The organism is Polaromonas sp., from assembly GCF_012927415.1.
In the GTDB taxonomy this organism is placed as follows: Bacteria; Pseudomonadota; Gammaproteobacteria; order Burkholderiales; family Burkholderiaceae_C; genus Polaromonas.
In genome coordinates this window covers 18459-36030 of sequence record NZ_JABBPF010000057.1, presented here as the reverse complement: position 1 = coordinate 36030, position 17572 = coordinate 18459, and the positions used below count along the sequence as shown (strand labels likewise).

The window sequence follows — 17572 nt, the reverse complement described above, 5'->3', positions numbered from 1 at the left end:
AGCAGGTGGTAATACGGCTGGCAAACGCTTGGCGAGGGCACGCCCGCCTTCTCGCACAGGCGATACACGTCGGCGATGCGCCAGCCGCGAAAGTTGGACAGGCCGAAGCTGCGAATCTTGCCCGCGCGAATCAAATCGCCCAGTGCTTGCACGGTTTCCTCGAGGTTTTCTTCGGGGTAGTCGCGGTGCAGGTAAAGAATGTCGAGGTAGTCGGTTTGCAGCCGGCCCAGAATAGCGTCGGTTTCCTGGATCAGCCAGCGGCGCGCGTAGTGACTTTCGTTCACCACATCGCTCACCGCGTTGCCCAGCTTGCTGGCAAGCACCCAGTCATTGCGCTGGCCCTTGAGCAACTGGCCGACATCCCGCTCTGACTGGCCGTGGTTGTACACGTCGGCGGTGTCGATAAAATTGAGCCCGTGCGCGCGGGCCGACGCCAGGATATTTGCAGCCTCTTCAAACGGTGTTTGCCGGCCAAACATCATGGTGCCCAGGCACAGGCTTGACACCTTCAGGTTACTTTTTCCGAGACGGCGGTAGTGCATGGTTCAGCTCCTTGTTTAAAAAATGGGTTGGTCCGGCCTGACGCGTGGTGTAAAACAAGCCCTGTCAGGGCGTCAGGCGCTCCACCAGGTATTCTTTGGCGTACCAGTAGGTCTCGGGCGTTCTGAGGGCGGCCATGAAACCGTCGTTTTCGTCCTGGCGCGAACGCAGATCCCAGCGTTCGTCAATGATCCGGCACTGGGTGCAGGGCGCTTGCCCGATGCGCCGCTGCACCAGCACGTAGCGGCTGGTCTTGAACAGGCTCTCCACATCAGCGTAATCGACCGGCTGGGCGGCGAAGTAGGAGACGATCCTGGCCCCCGGGATGATGAACTCATAGCGTTCAAAGTGGCCGTTGAAATTGCTTGGCACCTGCACCGTCTGTCCTTTGAGCAATGCGTTGGTGTCGGCCCGGAAACGCCCCAGCTCGCCATTGAACGGCTGTGTGACCCAGGCCAGCGCGAACAGCACCGAAAAACCCGCCAGCGCACTGACCGGGCGGGTCCAGCTTTTTCTCAAAAAGCCGATCAGGCAGGCCAGGGCCGAGGCCATCAGGAACAGCCAGAACAGCGGTGAGTAAATCCAGCTGTCTTGCGTCGCCCGCACCGCGCCATAGCCGATCAGGCCCATGGCCAGCAGGCCGATCATGCAGACCGCCAGCGTCAGGCTGAACCAGATGTGGCCAATGCGCTGCCAGTAGAGCGCCATCACCACGGCCAGCGCCGGCATCGCCGGAATCAGGTAGCGGGTCGAGCGCTGGGTCGGCAGCATGAATACCAGCGCCAGCGCCAGCAGCCAAAGCCACATGATTTTTTCGGCGTCGCTGATGGTTTGTGATGTGCCCGCACGCTGCCGGAAGCTGCGCCAGGCGGCCACGAAGCAGCCCACCGAGAGCGGCAGCAGGAACAGCGCATTTGAAAAATAGCCCGTCAGGATGGTCAGAATGCCGCTGCTGCCGCTGAAGGCGGTTTTGAAGTAGCCTTTTGCCGAGTTCATCTTGCCGGCGTTTTCTCCGACGACAAATTCGCGCCATACTTCGCCCGGCTGAGGATCGATCGCAAACCAGAGGCCAAACACGGCCAGGGCGAGGGCGCAGATCGCCGCCACCTTGACGCCGTCAGCCACGATGCCGCGCCGAAAAACTTTCCAGGGTGGCAATTGGGCGCCCACTGTCTGGTAACACAGCGCGAGACCGAAACCGACCGGCACCACCATGACAAATGATTTGTAGAGGCAGCCAATGCCGATCGCCAGGCCGGCGATGAGCGGGAACTTCCAGGTTGACGCCAGCAGTTTGACCGGCGACCAGGCAATCGCGAAGAAAACCCCGAACAGCCAGAAAGTTTCAGCGGCACTGGTCAGGTAAGGCCTGCCGTAGCGGTAGGTGCTGAAAAAAGACAGGTAAACCAGGGTGGCGATGGCACCCAGGCTGATCGCCGTGGCCTGGCTGTTTTGGCCTTCTGCGGCGTCGGATGACGCGCCAGCGGAAATGGCTTGGGGCGGCGTGTTGCGCACAATTTTCCAGGTAAGCAGCCCCACCATGAGAGCAATGCCCCAGGTGTAGGCGATGCTGGGCAGGCGCAGGTTAAGCAGCGTCCAGTGTTCGCCCCAACCACCGGCCACCATGGCCTGCCAGAAGAGCAGGGGCGGCTTGGTGTTGCGCATGAAATCGTAAGAACTCACCAGCGGCAGCCAGTGGCCGCTGGCGGCGGTCAGACGCGCGATGTGGGCATACACAAGTTCGTCGCCGTTGCGCGGAATGTGGTCGCCGCCCAGCCCGAATAGATAGCCCAGCGCCACGGCAATCGCCAGGCCCAGCCAGAGCAGATGGACAGCAATGCGCGGCTTTGGTTTTTCAGGGCTGGTCATGGGGATTGGAGAGGGGAGTGTCGCCGTCGTTCCCGCCACCGGTGGCTGGCGGCTTCAGGCGCTGGCGACGAAACGTCAGGCGGTCGTTGGCGACAAAATTGGCGACGCTGGCGATCACGATCGCAATCACGTTGGCCAGAAGGTAGTGCAGATAGTTGGCCAGCCACTTGGTCAGCAGCGACTGGATCACGATCGACAGCGCCGCCGCCATCACGTACTTGGAAAACAGGAAGACCGCGGAGCGATGCACCTCTTGCCTGCGGTCGCGCCAGGTCAGGCGCCGGTTCCAGTAAAAATTGCTGATTGTGGCCAGTGTGATCGCCAGCGCAATCGAATAATTGAGCCGCGAATGAAAGTCCTCGATGCTGCGCAGCAGGTACTCCTGCGCCACATAGAGCACGGCAATGTTGATGACCGTGCCGCTCGCGCCGACCACGCCAAACTTGATGAAACGCCAGCGCGCCATGGGCCGCAGGCGCTCAGGCAGCAGGCTGACGAGTTTCTCGGCGAGGGATCGAAGGGTTGGCATCCGGCGCTTGTGCTCAGGGGGCTGCCAGACATTCACGCGCCTTCGCCAGTACGGCGGCGGGTGTGATGACCTTGAGGCACTGGTTGTCGCCATCGCAATAGGAAGCGCGGTGGTTATAGGCGCTCAGGCAGGGCGAGCAGGGCCACTGGCTGTAAAACGAATAACACTTCGGCGTCAGCGGCGCATACAGGCTGGGGGTTTCGGGTCCAAACAGCATCAGCGTCCAGATCGGCGTCAGCGCGGCGAACTGGCCCGGGCCGCCGTCGTTGGTGACCAGCAGGCGTGCCACATGAAACAGCGCCAGCAGCTCGGAAATCGAACGCGTGTAACCGGTCAGGTCAGCTACCGGGCTGGCCGGAAAGGCCTGTTTGACATTGGCCACCAGCTGCCGCGCCAGCGCCTGGTCGTCCTTCAGGCCAATCACCGCCACGGCGCAGCCGTCAGCGACCAAGCCTTCGCACAGCACGGTGTAGGACGCCAGCGGCCACGCGCGAATCGGCAGAATGCCGCCGCCGGGATAGACCAGCACCAGCGGCCGCCGTGCAATGGCGGGAAAGTCCCGCGCCAGCCGGTCTTTTATGCCCTGAATCAGCGCACCGTCCAGCGGCACATGGGGCGGTGGTTTGGGTGTGCTCACCACCGGCAGTTTGGATTTGGGCACAGCGGTTGAATCAATCGCCCGGGCCAGCGTCAAAAATTGCGCGCTGATGTGGTGGTAGGGGTTGTAAGGCACGCGCCGGTTGATGTGCGAGCCGCGGTAAAGGCCCTCCTGCGTATGGCGGTGAAAACCAACGCGCACAGCAGCGCCACTGGCATAAGACAGCAGGCTACTGATGCGCGAGAACAGCTCGCAATCAATCGCAACATCGACATTCGCGCGGCGTAGTTCCCTGATAGCCTGCCAAAGGCTGCCGAGCAGGCCGACCAGGGATTTGTCATTCACCGTGTGCACATGGGCTGGATCCATCACCCGCATCAAATCGAGAATTTCGCGGTTCTTGCGAAACAACAGGGCGTGTAGCGGTGCGTCCGGATAACGTGCTTTCAGCCGCGCAAACATGTCGTTGGCCAGCACCAGGCTGCCCATTTCAGACAGCAGGATGACCACGATGGCGCGCGGCGCCTGCTTGGGGGGGGGTACCGGCTTGAAGCGGCGCATCAGGGCATCCACGCCAGACACTGCGGCGCACAGCGGAATGCCGGCCCAGCGGTCAATCCAGCGCTGCAGCTTGATGTTCACGGCTCAGACTCCACGCTGGCGGTCGGCCTTGAATTGAATGACGAATTCGCCGAAGCAATCCGCGTCCAGCGAATCGCGCACTTCCTGCATCAGGTTGAGGTAGTAATGCAGGTTGTGGATGCTGTTCAGCATCGGGCCGAGCATTTCGCCGCAGCGGTCCAGATGGTGCAGGTAGGCGCGGCTGAATCCGCCCGAGTCGGTGCCGTCCGGCAGCGCCCGGCCGTTGCAGGCGTAACAGGTGCAGGTGCTGTCCACCGGTGCTTGATCTGTCTTGTAGCGCGCGTTGCGGATTTTCAGGTCGCCGAAGCGGGTGAACATGTGGCCGTTCCTGGCATTGCGGGTCGGCATCACGCAGTCAAACATGTCCACGCCGGCCGCCACGCCTTCGACCAGGTCTTCCGGCGTTCCCACGCCCATCAGGTAGCGCGGCTTGTGCGCCGGTAGCCGGTGCGGCGTGTGCGCCATGATGCGCAGCATTTCTTCCTTCGGTTCGCCGACGCTGACGCCGCCGACGGCGTAACCCGGAAAGTCCATCTCGACCAGCGCATCGAGCGACTCCTGGCGCAGGTTTTCAAACATGCCACCTTGCACGATGCCGAACAGCGCGTTCGGATTTTCCAGCCGGGCAAACTCGTCCTCGCAGCGTTTCGCCCAGCGCCGGCTCAGCTCCATCGAGAGGCGCGCCTCGCTTTCGGTGGTGATGTGGCCCTTGGTGTCGTAAGGCGTGCATTCGTCGAACTGCATCACGACGTCGCTGTTGAGCAGCGTCTGGATCTGCATCGAGATTTCAGGCGTCAGAAACAGCTTGTCGCCATTGACCGGCGAGGAAAACTTCACGCCTTCTTCCGAAATCCTGCGCATCTCGCCCAGCGACCAGACCTGAAAGCCGCCACTGTCGGTGAGTATGGGTTTGTGCCAGCTCTCGAACTGGTGCAGGCCGCCGAACTGTTTGACCACGTCCAGCCCGGGCCGCATCCAGAGGTGAAAAGTGTTGCCCAGAATGATCTGCGCGCCCATGTCGTGAAGCGACTGCGGCATCACACCCTTGACAGTGCCATAGGTGCCGACCGGCATGAAAATGGGCGTCTGCACCACGCCATGGTTCAGGGTCAGGGTGCCGCGCCGGGCATACGAACCGACGTTGGCACCCGCGGCTTCATCGGTTTTCAAAACTTCAAATTCGAGCATTTTTGGATTGTCGCAGGTGTGTTTAGTGGCGCGCGGCAGGTGCCTCGCGGGCCAGCAGCATGGCGTCGCCATAGCTGAAAAAGCGGTAGCGCTGCTCAATCGCGTGCCGGTACAGCGCCATAACGTGTTCGTGGCTGGAGAACGCGCTGACCAGCATCATCAGGGTGCTTCTGGGCAGGTGAAAGTTGGTCAGCAGCAGATCGACCACCCTGAATTCAAAGCCTGGCGTGATGAAGATGTTGGTGTCGTCGCAGGACGGGCCGAACTTGGCGCTTGACTCAAGCGCCCGCACCGTCGTCGTGCCCACGGCCACCACGCGCCCACCGCGCGCCTTGCAAGCGGCAATTGCCTCGTGCGTGGCGGCAGGAACGTCAAAGCGCTCGAAGTGCATGGTGTGCTCGGTAATTATCTCCGTCTTGACCGGCTGGAAGGTGCCCGCGCCCACATGCAGCGTCACGCTGGCCCGCGCGATGCCATGCGCTTCCAGCTGCGCCAGCACGGCTTCGTCGAAATGCAGCGCGGCGGTTGGCGCAGCCACGGCGCCGGGATTTTTCGCAAACACGGTCTGGTAGCGCTGCTCGTCGTCCGCAGAGTCGGTGTGGGTGATGTAGGGCGGCAAAGGGACGTGGCCGAATTCGGCCATCAGCGCATACGGGTCGCTGCTGAGCCTGAAGCGGTAAAGCGGGCCATGCGCCTCGGGCCAGCGGCCCAGCAGCGTCGCGGTAAAACCGCCCTGCATCTGCAGCACCGCGCCGGGCAGGGGCTTTTTGCTGACTTTCATGTGCGCGGCGACTTCGTGGCCGGCATCGGCGTGCGCAGGCAACACCCGCTCGATCAGCAGTTCGAGCTTGCCGCCGCTGGCCTTCTGGCCGAACAATCGGGCCTTGACCACCTTCGTGTCGTTGAACACCAGCAGGTCGCCGGGCAGCAGCAAATCAGGCAGGTTGGCAAAGCGGCGGTCGGCGATGGTGCTGCCCCGGCCGTCGAGCAGGCGCGACGCGCTGCGCTCGGCTGCCGGGTGCTGGGCAATTAATTCGTCGGGGAGTGTGAAATCAAAATCACTGAGGCTGAAATTCTTCTTCATGAAGGCACAATTGTCCCATGATGCAACCGGCTGCTCCTGCCCCTGAAAAGGCCCTGAAAACCGCCCCGTCCGCGGCCGGTGCGGCGGGCAAGCCTGCCTCCAAAGCACAGGCTAAATCTCCGGCGCAAAAAGCCCTCGAAAAGCTGGGACTCAGGCGCGACATCGACCTGGCCCTGCACCTGCCCCTGCGCTACGAGGACGAAACCCGCATCGTGCGCCTGGCCGATGCGCGTGACGGCGAGGTGGTGCAGTTCGAAGGCCAGGTGATGCACAGCGAAATTTCGATCCGGTCGCGGCGCCAGCTGCTGGTCACGGTCGATGATGGCAGCGATACCTGCGTGCTGCGCTTCCTGAATTTTTACCCGTCGCACCAGAAAACGCTCAGCCTGGGCGCTCAGGTGCGGGTGCGCGGCGAGATTCGCGGCGGCTTTCTGGGCCGCGAAATGATGCACCCCCACTTCAAGCTGGCTGGCGGCGAATTGCCGGGTGCGCTGACGCCGGTGTATCCGACCTCGGCCGGCTTGCCGCAGGTGTATCTGCGCAAGGCCGTGCTGAGCGGCCTGGCCCGGGCCGATCTCCGTGAAACGATTCCGGCGCCGTTTTTAAGCAGAAACATGCCTTTGCGCTTGTCCAGCCTGCGTGATGCGCTACAGTTTTTGCACCACCCAACGCCGGATGTGGCGCTCGAAACCCTCGAAGACCGCAGCCATCCGGCCTGGCAGCGCCTGAAGGCCGAGGAGTTGCTGGCCCAGCAGCTGTCGCAGCTGCAGGCCCGGCGCGTGCGCGCCGCCATGCGGGCGCCCGCGCTGGCGGGATCGGTTTTACGGGGCGCGCAGCATCCTTGCCTGCATGCGCAACTGCTCGAAGGTCTGCCGTTTCGACTGACCGCCGCGCAGCAGCGAGTAGGGCAGGAAATTGAGGCTGACCTGAAGAAAAGCATTCCCATGCACCGTCTGCTGCAGGGCGATGTCGGCGCCGGAAAAACCGTGGTGGCGGCGCTGTCAGCGGCCCGCTGCATCGATGCCGGCTGGCAATGCGCGCTGATGGCACCGACCGAAATCCTGGCCGAGCAGCACTTTCGCAAATTGCTCAGCTGGCTGGAGCCGCTGGGCATCAAGACCGCCTGGCTCACCGGCAGCCAGAAAACCAAAGAGCGGCGCGAGATGCTGGCGCTGATTGAAAGCGGTGAGGCCAGGCTGGTCATCGGCACCCACGCCATCATTCAGGACAAGGTGAAGTTCAACAACCTGGCGCTGGCGATCATCGACGAACAGCACCGCTTCGGCGTGGCCCAGCGGCTGGCGTTGCGCAGCAAGATGACTGACGATGGCCAGGAACCTCATCTGTTGATGATGACCGCCACGCCGATTCCGCGCACCCTGGCCATGAGTTACTACGCCGACCTTGACGTTTCCACGCTGGACGAGCTCCCGCCCGGACGCACGCCTATCGTGACCAAGGTGGTGAATGATGCCCGGCGCGACGAGGTTGTGGCCCGCATCCAGGCGCAAATTGTCGAAGGAAGGCAGATTTACTGGGTTTGTCCGCTGATTGAAGAGAGCGAATCCATCGATCTCGTCAACGCCACCCAGACCCATCAGGCCCTGAGCGAAGCCTTGCCGGACGTGCTGGTCGGCCTGCTGCATTCGCGCATGCCGGTGGCCGAGAAAAAGGCGGTGATGAGCCTGTTCGTCGACGGCGTGATGGCGGTTCTGGTCAGCACCACCGTGATTGAGGTCGGGGTGGATGTGCCCAATGCCTCGTTGATGGTGATCGAGCATGCCGAGCGCTTTGGCCTGTCGCAACTGCACCAGCTACGCGGACGCGTCGGGCGCGGCGCAGCGGCGTCCGCCTGCGTGCTGCTGTATTCGACCGGCGATGCACCCCGGCTGGGCGAGGTCGCGCGGGCGCGGCTCAAGGCAATGATCGAGACAAACGATGGGTTTGAGATTGCCCGACGGGATTTGGACATTCGCGGGCCGGGCGAGTTTTTGGGAGCGCGCCAGTCGGGGGCGGCGCTGCTGCGCTTTGCCGATCTGCAGACCGATGCTGCGCTACTGGCCTGGGCGCGAGAGGTGGCGCCACTGATGCTCGACCAGTACCCCGATATGGCGCACCGGCATGTTTTGCGCTGGCTCGGTGGGAAGGCTGAGTTTTTGAAGGCTTGAGTCCAGAAGGTTTGCCAGAAGATTCGTGTTCAAGATGGTGCCCTGAAAACGGGGTCAGTATCCGATGCGCGCTTCACCGCTGCTAACACGAATTTCCAATTCGGCAATCAAAAAAGCCAAGCAAATTACTTCAAAAACTTACAAAAATGTCATTTAGTTGTTAACTATTTACAATAAGATGCAAGTCACACTGGTGTGTAGTTCCCGTCAAATTCCGGCAATTTTGTAAATTCTTGTTAAATAAACGTCCCCAGTTTTTAAAAAGTCAATGTCCATGAAGCACTGGAAAACTTTCTGCTTTCTCTTTCTGACGATTGCGGCCAGTGAAGGATCGCGGTGACTTTTGCACCTTCTTTATTTGGACGTTTTGCGATGGAGAAATTGGCCGAAGCGGCGTTTTTGCGCTACTTTTTTCGCGTAGCTCCAACTTTAAAAATACAAGGACTAGATTGCTGGCTGATCCAGCTGTCGGCCTGGGTGCAATTTGTGTGGACTCGCTGTGTAGTCCATCTCCTTGTGCGCCTTTCACCATTGCCACACCACCTGCAAATCTCCGACGTGCCCGCGCCGTGTTGACGAGCCCAGATTCAAGGCCCGTTTTGAAACCTGCGAGTTGTCGACAAGCCGGGAGATATTTCATCCCGAGTCGACTTATCGGGAACCGCTGTTGCAGTCCTGAGGCCCGGATATGAGCATTTCAGTGCCTGTTTCACGGCCCTCAATTCCAACGCTCGCCGCACTTGCGCTGGGCTGGGCGTTTATTTCGCCACACTCGGTTTGCGCGCAGGTTTTTTCGGGCTCGCTGGCTGATGCGGTTCAGTTGACTCTGCATCAGGAGCCATCGGTGTCCATCAGCCGGCAGCAAATTGCAGCCAGCCAGGGGCAGCTACTGTCAGCGCGCGCGCCTTTTGACCGGCTGTGGAATGCTGGCGTTTCACAGCAGCAAAGTTACACGCCCATCCCTGCAAGCGGCGGAGCAGCGCTGGCCAGCAGGCAACTGGGCTACTCCGCCGGAGTCAGTCAACTGCTGGAGTCTGGCGTGGTCCTCAACCCGACAGTGTCCGTGAACCGCATTCGTGACGATGCCGCCAACAGCACCGCGCCAAGCACAAGCAACGTCGCGTTCAATGTGGTGATTCCGCTGCGCAAGGGCGCGGGTCGCAGCGTGACAACGGCTCCCGTCACGGCTGCAGCCCTGTCGCTGGAAGCAAGTCGCAGCAGTTATCTTCATACTCAGGCTCAGGCTGTGGCGCGCACCGTCACCGCCTATTGGGACGTGGTGGCCGGACACCAGAGTCTCGACCTGGCCTTGCAGGCCGAGGCACGCGCCGGCGAATTGCTCGCCGACGCACGCAAACTGGCGCGGGCCGACGAAATTCCCAATGCAGACCTGCTCAAATATGAAGTCCGGCGAGAGGCGCAGGAATCTGACCGGCTTCGCTCTGCGCTCCAGCTCCGCCAGGCACTGCAGGTTTTGTCGCAAGCCATGAATACGCCAATTGAGGCCCTTGAAGCCGCACCGCGCGGGCTTGACGCTTTTCCAAGGGCCGAAGACGCGCAGCTGGGTCTGCTGGACGATCCGGCAGCCGTGGCCCGTTTTCTGGCAAGCGGCGCTGATCGCCGTAACGATATACGGGCCGCAGAACAGCGGCTGCGCGCCGCCAACACCCTGGCTGAGGCGGCCCGGAGCAACAGCGCTACGCAGCTTGATCTGGGCCTCAGCGTGGGTTATAGCGGCATGACGGAAGGCCGCGCAGGGGCCGCCACGCTGCTCGCGCTGGGCCAGCCTGCCCGCGGGGCCAATATAGGACTAACGCTGAACTACACGCTGCCTGGCGGCGACTTCGAACGGCGCGGCCTGATCCTGCAGCGGGAGGCAGCTGCCGGACAGGCTCAAACCGATTTTGAGTTCTTGCGTCTTCGGGTGAGGGGCGACATGCAAACGCAACTGGACGCGCTGCGAGCCGCCATTGCACAGCTTGACAAGGCCAACACGCAACGCCGCCTTCAAACGGCGGTTTACGAGAACGAAAAGCGCAGCTACCGGGCCGGTTTCTCCACCTTGCTGGATTTGTTCACCACTGAAAGCCAGCTGACTGCATATCAGACCGGATGGGTGCAGGCCCAGCGCGATTTTGCGCGGGCGTTGGTACTTTTTCGCTTCCAGACAGCCAGTCTGCTGTCCTTTGGTTTGGGTGGTGCAGACCGCGTGGAGGAAAACCTGCTCCAAGCTGGCAGCCTGACGACCCTGCCTCAAGAATTTTTCAGATAAGAGACAGGTATACCGATGGCCAATCCTTTATTCAGAGAAACAGCGCTGCAAAACCTGTCCTCGCCCGAGCAGCTCGAGCAGATGATGAAAATCACGCGTCCGCGCGCCTGGCTGGTGCTGGCAACGCTGGGTTTTGTGCTGGCCGCGACTTTGCTATGGAGTGTCTTTGGCTCGCTTCCCAGTACCATTTCAGGCCAAGGCATCATTGTTCGACAGGGGGGGACGTACAACATTGTCTCGCTCGGCAGTGGTGTGGTCGTTGACTTCGAGGACTTCAAAACGGGCCAACCCATTCGCAAAGGACAGACGATTGGCCGTGTCACTCAGCCACTGTTGTCATTGCAACGGGATGCGGCGCTTGCGGAGGTGCAGCGACTGGAAAAACAGCAGGCCAGTATTTCTTCGGAAATTGCGCTTGAGCAGCCGGCGAGGAGCCGTTCTGCGCGTCAGCAGGCTGACATTCAACGAGCGGCAATCCGTTCACGCGAGCAATTTCTGGCGTCATTGAAGGAAAAGCTTTCCCAGCAATCCGAACTGCTGGCTGACGGCCTGATCACGCGCCAACGCTTTGAAGAAAGCCGGCAGGCCATTTTCTCTGCAGAAAATGACATCAGTACTGCAGGCAATGCATTGCAGTCACTGGACATTCAGGCCCTGACCAACCAGAGTGGTTTCGACGAACGGACACGCCAGATGAACGCCGCGCTGACAAGTGCCCGCAGCCGGTTGGCCGACCTGACGGCCCAGCTTGAACTGGCCAGCAACGTGGTTAGCACCCATGACGGTCTGGTGGTGGAAGTTCTGGTGAGCAAAGGCGACATCGTCACGGTCAACCAGCCGGTACTTTCAGTAGAGGAGCCAGTCAGGTCACTCGAAGCGCTGATTTACATGCCGCCACAAAGCGAGGCAAAACGAATACTGCCGGGAATGACGGTACAACTTTCGCCCGTCACGGCCCGCAAGGAGCGTTACGGCTTTCTGGTCGGCAAGGTTACGTCGGTTTCAAAATACCCGTCTTCCGAGCAGGGCATGCAGGCCGTTTTCAACAACCCTGGGCTGGTGCGGGAGCTGACCAAGCAAGGCCCACCGATCGCAGTGGCGGTTGCGCTAATTCCAGACAGCGACACCAAGAGTGGCTATCAATGGTCATCCAGCGCAGCCCGGCAACTTGACCTGAGCAGCGGTACGTTGGCCGTTGCATCTTTCACGATTGAGGTGCAAAAGCCCATCAGTCTGGTGATTCCGATGCTTAAACAAACGGTGGGCCTGTGAGCCTCGCCGAAGAAGCGGTCGCATCCAGACTGGCGCAATGGTGGACAGGCATTAGGGCAACAGCGCCTGGACGCGGCGCAGGCAAACGCAAGCGTGTCCGCACACCCACCGTGATTCAAATGGAAGCGGTGGAATGCGGTGCGGCGGCATTGGGCATCGTGCTGGCTTTTTATGGCAAGCGGGCTCCCCTGGAAGAGTTGCGCATCGCCTGCGGTGTCTCTCGTGATGGCAGCAAGGCCAGCAGCGTTGTCAAGGCTGCGCGCACCTACGGTTTGACCGCCAAAGGCGCAAGGTTCGAAATTGATGCGCTCGATAAACAAACCCTGCCAGCCATCCTGTTCTGGAACTTCAACCATTTTCTGGTCCTGGAAGGCTTCGGCAAAGATTGCGTTTACCTGAACGACCCGGCATCCGGGCCGCGCAAGGTGACTTGGGAAGAATTTGAAAAATCTTATACGGGTGTCACGCTGTTGTTTGAGCCCGGTCCAAATTTTGTGGCCGGTGGCAAAGAGACGCACCTGCTGACGGTGCTGGCCGGGCGTCTCGCGCATGTTAAAGGGGGGCTTTGGTTTGTGATTCTGGCCAGTCTGGCACTGGTGATTCCAGGCTTGATGATTCCGGTGTTTTCACAGGTGTTTGTCGATGATTTCCTGATTGGCCGGCTGGATGGCTGGGTCAAGCCGCTTTTGCTGGGCATGGCCGCCACAGCGGTAGTGCGCGGCATGCTCACCTGGATGCAGCAAAAATACCTGTTGCGGCTGGAAATGCACTTGTCGCTGACCGGTTCCAGTGCTTTTTTCTGGCATGTGCTGCGCCTGCCGGTGGCGTTTTTTACCCAGCGCTACGCGGGGGACATCAGCCAGCGAGTTCAGTCCAATGACCGCGTGGCCCAACTGCTGTCGGGCGAGCTGGCCACCAATGCAGTCAACATGGTCACGCTGGTTTTTTATCTCGCTCTGATGTTGGTGTACAGCTGGCAGTTGACGCTCGCAGGGGTTGTGCTGACGGCGTTCAACCTGATTGCGCTCAAAGGCGTCACCCGCTTGCGTACCGACGGCAGCATGCTGTTGCTGCAAGATCGCGGCAAGCTCATGGCGGCCACCATGGGCGGTATCCAGACCATTGAAACCATCAAGGCGACAGGTGCCGAAAGCGACTTTTTCAGCCGTTGGGCAGGCTACAAGGCCAAAGTCAATAACACCGAGCAGCGGCTTGAGTTGTATACCCGGCTGCTGTCTGCATTGCCCATTTTGCTCAATGCGCTGATCACGGTGACCATACTCGGACTGGGCGGTGCGCAAGTCATCAGCGGTGTCATGACGGTCGGCATGCTGGTAGCTTTTCAAAGCCTGATGAGCAGCTTTACCGCACCGGTTGGAAACCTCATGGGCCTGGCCGGAAAATTCCAGGAGGCCAAGGGAGACATGGCCCGGCTGGACGACGTGATGCGCTATCCGCTCGACAGGTGCTTTGCGCCAGCAGATGCTGCAGCCACGCCGTTGTCAGCCGGCAAGTTGCAAGGCCATCTGGAGCTGCGCAACATCAGCTTTGGCTACAGCCCCCTGGATCCGCCATTGATTGAAGGTTTCAACCTGACACTGGCTCCTGGCCGGCGTGTCGCGCTCGTGGGCGGGTCGGGTAGCGGCAAATCAACCGTGGCCCGCCTCGTGATGGGCTTGAACCAGCCGTGGTCGGGCGAGGTGCTGTTCGACGGTATGGCACGTACCGGAATCGACCGCACCATGCTGGCCGGCTCATTGGCCGGGGTGGACCAGGACCCGTATCTTTTTGGAGGCACGGTGCGCGACAACCTGACCCTCTGGGACAGCACGCTGCCGCAGGCCGATATGCTGCAGGCTGCACATGACGCGGCGATTCATGAGGCCATTGCCGGCAGGCCGGGCGGCTATGACAGCCAAATCGGCGACGCTGGCGCCGGATTCAGCGGGGGCCAAGTTCAGCGGCTGGACATTGCCCGGGCGTTGGCGGTTAATCCGCGCATTCTGGTGCTGGACGAAGCCACCTCGGCGCTGGACCCCGTCACCGAGATGCAAATTGACAACAACATCCGTGCGCGTGGTTGCGCCTGCCTGATCGTGGCACACCGGCTGTCAACCGTAAGGGATGCTGACGAGATCATCGTCATGGCCAAGGGCCGGATCGTGGAGCGCGGTACGCACGACCAGCTGGTTACCCTGAACGGTGCCTACAGCGAGCTTATCAAGGCGCACTGACAATGATCACACTGCCTGACGAAACCCCGGAACTGACGGCTGTGAAAAACGCCGACGCCTCAGCAAGTTCAACATCAAATAATGCTTTGGCGCAGCACCAGCCTGCGCAAGATGCGATGAGCTTTGATAATTTCAGCAACAAGCTGAACATCATCAAGCCGCACGATGCCGACCAAGACAGTGCCGCGCTGCAACTGCGCCAGCGCACGGACCAGCGCAACTTCAGCCAGTCGCTGGGCGCACTGGCCGCGTTGCTGGGCGATGGTGCGCCGCCTGCGCGCAGCGGCTACAGCACGGGTACCTTGATTGCAGAGACGCTGCGCCGCGTATTGCGGGCTGGCGGCGTTGAGGCAGCGTTCAAGCCGACCGATCCTGCGCTTGATGCTTTTGACACCTTGCAGCAGCTGGCACGGCAGGCCGGGGTCAGTATGCGCAGGGTCAAGCTCGACGGCAAAAACTGGTGGTGCGAAGACGCCGGTCCGCTACTGGCCACCCTGAAGGACAGCGGACGCCCAGTCGCATTGCTGCCCCTGCCTGACGGCGGTTATGAGATGGAAGACCTCGGCGCTCCGGATCATCCGCATCCCATCAAGCAAAGCCGGCACGCTCACCGGTTGTTACTGGACCAGTCCACTGCGGCGCAGCTGGCTGACAGCGGATTCATGTTTTTTCGCAAGTTTCCGGCCCGTGCCATCAGCCTGTCCGACTTGCTGCGCTTTGGGCTGGGCACGTCGGGTCGTGATTCCGTCACTATGGTGATCTGCGGCTTGCTGGCAGGTCTGCTGGCTTTGTTCACGCCATTTGCCACCGGCATTCTGGTGGACCAAGTAATACCTGCTGGCCGTAGCGCCGAGCTGCTCCAGCTCACGCTGATGCTCGGCGCAGCCGCCGTGGGCGTGGCGGCATTCGAACTGGCACGCTCGCTGGCCCTGCTGCGGCTGGAAGGACGACTGGGAAATGCGGCAGAGGCTGCAGTCATTGACCGCCTGCTCAGCCTGCCCGTGCCATTTTTCAGAAACTATTCTGCGGGCGACCTGGCGCAACGGGCTTTTTCCATCAATAGCATCCTGCAACAGCTGACGGCCACCACGCAGTCGATTGTGCTGAACTGGGTGTTTGGCCTGTTCAGCTTTTTCTACATGTTTGCGTTGAATTGGGTACTAGGCTTGGTGGCCACCGGCCTGGTAGTCCTCATTCTGGTTGTCACGGTGGGCATTAACTTCTGGCGACTGCGCATGGAGCGTCAGCTGTATGCCCTGCAGGGCAGCATTTCCGGGCGGGTGTTGCAAATCCTCAATGGCATCGGCAAGCTGCGCAGCGGCGCTGCGGAACATCGCGCCTTCGGGCTGTGGGCGCAGGATTTTGGCCAACAAAAAAGCGTGGGCCTGCAGGTGCGGGGACTGGGCAATGTGCTGCAGGTGTTCAACGCCTCGTTCATTGTTCTGGCTTCGGCCATCTTGTTTGCAGCAATTGCATTTTTTCAGAAAGACATCAGCACCGGCGTGTTTGTGGCATTCAACACCGCGTTCGTTCAGTTTTTTTCGGCGACTCTTGCGCTGGCCGGGGCATTGACCCAGTCGCTCAGCATCATTCCGCTGTATGAGCGGGCCAAGCCGATTTTGACTGCCTTGCCTGAGCAGCAGGATGCGCAAACCCCTGCCGGCCCCTTGCAGGGCGATGTGGAAATCAGCCGGGCGAATTTCAGCTATGCAGTCGATGGCCCGCTGATTCTGGACGACGTGTCCATTCATGTGAAAAAGGGTGAATTCGTGGCTTTCGTGGGGCCGTCGGGCTCGGGCAAGTCGACCCTTTTCCGGATTTTGTTGGGTTTTGAAACCCTGCAGTCGGGCGCGGTCTATTACGACAGCCAGGACCTGGCCGGACTGGACGTGGGTTCGGTGCGGCGCCAGTTGGGCGTGGTTCTGCAAAATGGCAAGCTGATGCCCGGCGACATCTTCACAAATATCGTTGGCTCCTCTCCCCGGACGCTTGAAGAGGCTTGGGAAGCTGCTCGCATGGCCGGGCTGGCTGAAGACATAGCGGCCATGCCCATGGGCATGTACACCGTGATTTCAGAGGGTGCTGGAACCATCTCGGGAGGGCAGCGACAGCGTCTCATGATTGCCCGGGCGCTCGTCAATCGCCCGGCAGTATTGCTTTTCGACGAGGCGACCAGCGCGCTGGACAACCAGACCCAGGCCATCGTGGCCCGTAGCATCAAACAGCTGGATGCCACACGCATCGTGATTGCGCACCGACTGTCCACCATCATTCACGCTGACCGCATTTTTGTCATTGTGGCGGGGAAAGTGCTTGAAACCGGTAGCTACGCCGAACTGATGGCTTTGGGCGGCCACTTTGCCGAACTTGCGAAACGGCAGCAGGTATGAGCAAAATCGACACCGGGGACGCGATGGAGTCCGGCAGTGATCTGGTACCTGATACAGCGCCGCGCATGCAAATAGTTCAGACTGAAGTGCACTTGGCTGATTCCGCTCGCAAGCCACAGCTGACAGCCATTGGCGCGACAAATATGCAGGATACCGCCCTTGATTCGGCACTGATTGCATCGGTGCTTGGCGGAAATACTGAGCGGTTTGCGCCACTGGTCACCCGTTACCAGCAACGCGTGATGCGTTTTATCCTCAAATATGAACACAACGTGCAAGACGCGCAAGAACTTGCGCAGGAAACCTTTCTGCAAGCTTTTCGTGCGCTCCCCAGCTTTAATAGCCAGTCGCGTTTTTCTACCTGGCTGACAGGCATTGCCTTCAACCTGCTCAAAAATCACCTTAGCCGTTCGCCGACCAAGCAGCACCTCCATCTGGACATTGACGAGCAGCCGGATGGCATCTGTGATTTGGCCGGAAGCAACCCTGCTGATGCCTACGCAAGCCGGCAACTCCTGCTCGCAATGGACCATGCCGTTGCGGCGCTGCCCGGGCAAATGAGGGACGCCATCTTTCTGGTGGCCAGTGAAGGCCTGAGCTACGAGGAAGCCGCTGTGACACTGAATGTTCCCGTCGGCACGGTCAAAAGCAGGCTGTGTCGGGCGCGCATACAACTGGCTGACGCATTGCGCGAATACCGGGTGCAGTGATGCAGCACAGACTAGCCAAGCAAAAGCGGCCACATAACAATTCACGATGGAACAAGTTTCAGATTTGCGTTACTTA

Annotated in this window: 12 protein-coding genes; 6 read left to right on the top strand and 6 right to left on the bottom strand. The window is 60.5% G+C overall.

Annotated features, from left to right (window positions below; translation table 11 throughout):
• The 6 genes from HHJ19_RS06090 to queA form a co-directional block, all read right to left on the bottom strand.
• Positions 1 to 542 (bottom strand): aldo/keto reductase (locus tag HHJ19_RS06090; protein ID WP_296904998.1); only part of this gene is annotated, 542 nt, incomplete at its 3' end.
• 64 nt (positions 543 to 606) lie between these two features.
• Positions 607 to 2409, bottom strand: a complete 1803-nt coding sequence (locus HHJ19_RS06085; RefSeq protein WP_296904996.1) for a glycosyl transferase — start codon at positions 2407 to 2409, stop codon at positions 607 to 609.
• The gene (locus HHJ19_RS06080) at positions 2396 to 2938 is read right to left on the bottom strand and encodes a GtrA family protein (RefSeq protein ID WP_296904994.1); all 543 of its coding nucleotides are present in this window, start codon (positions 2936 to 2938) and stop codon (positions 2396 to 2398) included. The genes HHJ19_RS06085 and HHJ19_RS06080 overlap by 14 nt, the downstream gene beginning before the upstream one ends.
• Positions 2939 to 2951: 13 nt before the next feature.
• Entirely contained in the window at positions 2952 to 4178 is a 1227-nt protein-coding gene (locus HHJ19_RS06075; RefSeq protein WP_296904992.1) for a glycosyltransferase family 9 protein, read from the bottom strand.
• Between the two features lie 3 nt (positions 4179 to 4181).
• Positions 4182 to 5366, bottom strand: a complete 1185-nt coding sequence (tgt, locus tag HHJ19_RS06070) for a tRNA guanosine(34) transglycosylase Tgt (RefSeq protein WP_296904990.1) — start codon at positions 5364 to 5366, stop codon at positions 4182 to 4184.
• Between the two features lie 22 nt (positions 5367 to 5388).
• The gene (gene queA / locus HHJ19_RS06065) at positions 5389 to 6450 is read right to left on the bottom strand and encodes a tRNA preQ1(34) S-adenosylmethionine ribosyltransferase-isomerase QueA (RefSeq protein ID WP_296904989.1); all 1062 of its coding nucleotides are present in this window, start codon (positions 6448 to 6450) and stop codon (positions 5389 to 5391) included.
• Positions 6451 to 6467: 17 nt separating this feature from the next.
• Between queA and recG the strand changes: the two genes are divergently transcribed.
• The 6 genes from recG to HHJ19_RS06035 all read left to right on the top strand — a co-directional run bounded on the left by recG (position 6468) and on the right by HHJ19_RS06035 (position 17496).
• On the top strand, positions 6468 to 8618 hold the full coding sequence (gene recG, locus HHJ19_RS06060; RefSeq protein WP_296904987.1) for an ATP-dependent DNA helicase RecG: 2151 nt from the start codon (positions 6468 to 6470) through the stop codon (positions 8616 to 8618).
• A 688-nt stretch (positions 8619 to 9306) separates the two neighbouring features.
• Entirely contained in the window at positions 9307 to 10890 is a 1584-nt protein-coding gene (locus tag HHJ19_RS06055) for a TolC family protein (protein WP_296904986.1), read from the top strand.
• Between the two features lie 15 nt (positions 10891 to 10905).
• Entirely contained in the window at positions 10906 to 12162 is a 1257-nt protein-coding gene (locus tag HHJ19_RS06050; RefSeq protein ID WP_296904984.1) for an NHLP bacteriocin system secretion protein, read from the top strand.
• Positions 12159 to 14396: an NHLP family bacteriocin export ABC transporter peptidase/permease/ATPase subunit gene (locus tag HHJ19_RS06045; RefSeq protein ID WP_296904982.1), complete on the top strand. Its 2238-nt coding sequence runs from the start codon at positions 12159 to 12161 to the stop codon at positions 14394 to 14396. The genes HHJ19_RS06050 and HHJ19_RS06045 overlap by 4 nt, the downstream gene beginning before the upstream one ends.
• 2 nt (positions 14397 to 14398) lie before the next feature.
• Positions 14399 to 16786 carry an NHLP bacteriocin export ABC transporter permease/ATPase subunit gene (locus HHJ19_RS06040; RefSeq protein ID WP_296904980.1) on the top strand — a complete coding sequence of 796 codons (2388 nt, stop codon included), beginning with the start codon at positions 14399 to 14401 and terminating at the stop codon, positions 16784 to 16786.
• Positions 16783 to 17496 carry a sigma-70 family RNA polymerase sigma factor gene (locus tag HHJ19_RS06035; RefSeq protein ID WP_296904979.1) on the top strand — a complete coding sequence of 238 codons (714 nt, stop codon included), beginning with the start codon at positions 16783 to 16785 and terminating at the stop codon, positions 17494 to 17496. The genes HHJ19_RS06040 and HHJ19_RS06035 overlap by 4 nt, the downstream gene beginning before the upstream one ends.
• Positions 17497 to 17572 lie beyond the last annotated feature (76 nt).

Excerpts from the sequence above, each read along its gene's own strand:
- HHJ19_RS06085 (WP_296904996.1), bottom strand. The coding sequence starts at position 2,409 with ATGACCAGCCCTGAAAAACCAAAGCCGCGCATTGCTGTCCATCTGCTC.
- HHJ19_RS06080 (WP_296904994.1), bottom strand. The coding sequence starts at position 2,938 with ATGCCAACCCTTCGATCCCTCGCCGAGAAACTCGTCAGCCTGCTGCCT.
- tgt (WP_296904990.1), bottom strand. The coding sequence starts at position 5,366 with ATGCTCGAATTTGAAGTTTTGAAAACCGATGAAGCCGCGGGTGCCAAC.
- queA (WP_296904989.1), bottom strand. The coding sequence starts at position 6,450 with ATGAAGAAGAATTTCAGCCTCAGTGATTTTGATTTCACACTCCCCGAC.
- recG (WP_296904987.1), top strand. The coding sequence starts at position 6,468 with ATGATGCAACCGGCTGCTCCTGCCCCTGAAAAGGCCCTGAAAACCGCC.
- HHJ19_RS06055 (WP_296904986.1), top strand. The coding sequence starts at position 9,307 with ATGAGCATTTCAGTGCCTGTTTCACGGCCCTCAATTCCAACGCTCGCC.
- HHJ19_RS06050 (WP_296904984.1), top strand. The coding sequence starts at position 10,906 with ATGGCCAATCCTTTATTCAGAGAAACAGCGCTGCAAAACCTGTCCTCG.
- HHJ19_RS06040 (WP_296904980.1), top strand. The coding sequence starts at position 14,399 with ATGATCACACTGCCTGACGAAACCCCGGAACTGACGGCTGTGAAAAAC.
- HHJ19_RS06035 (WP_296904979.1), top strand. The coding sequence starts at position 16,783 with ATGAGCAAAATCGACACCGGGGACGCGATGGAGTCCGGCAGTGATCTG.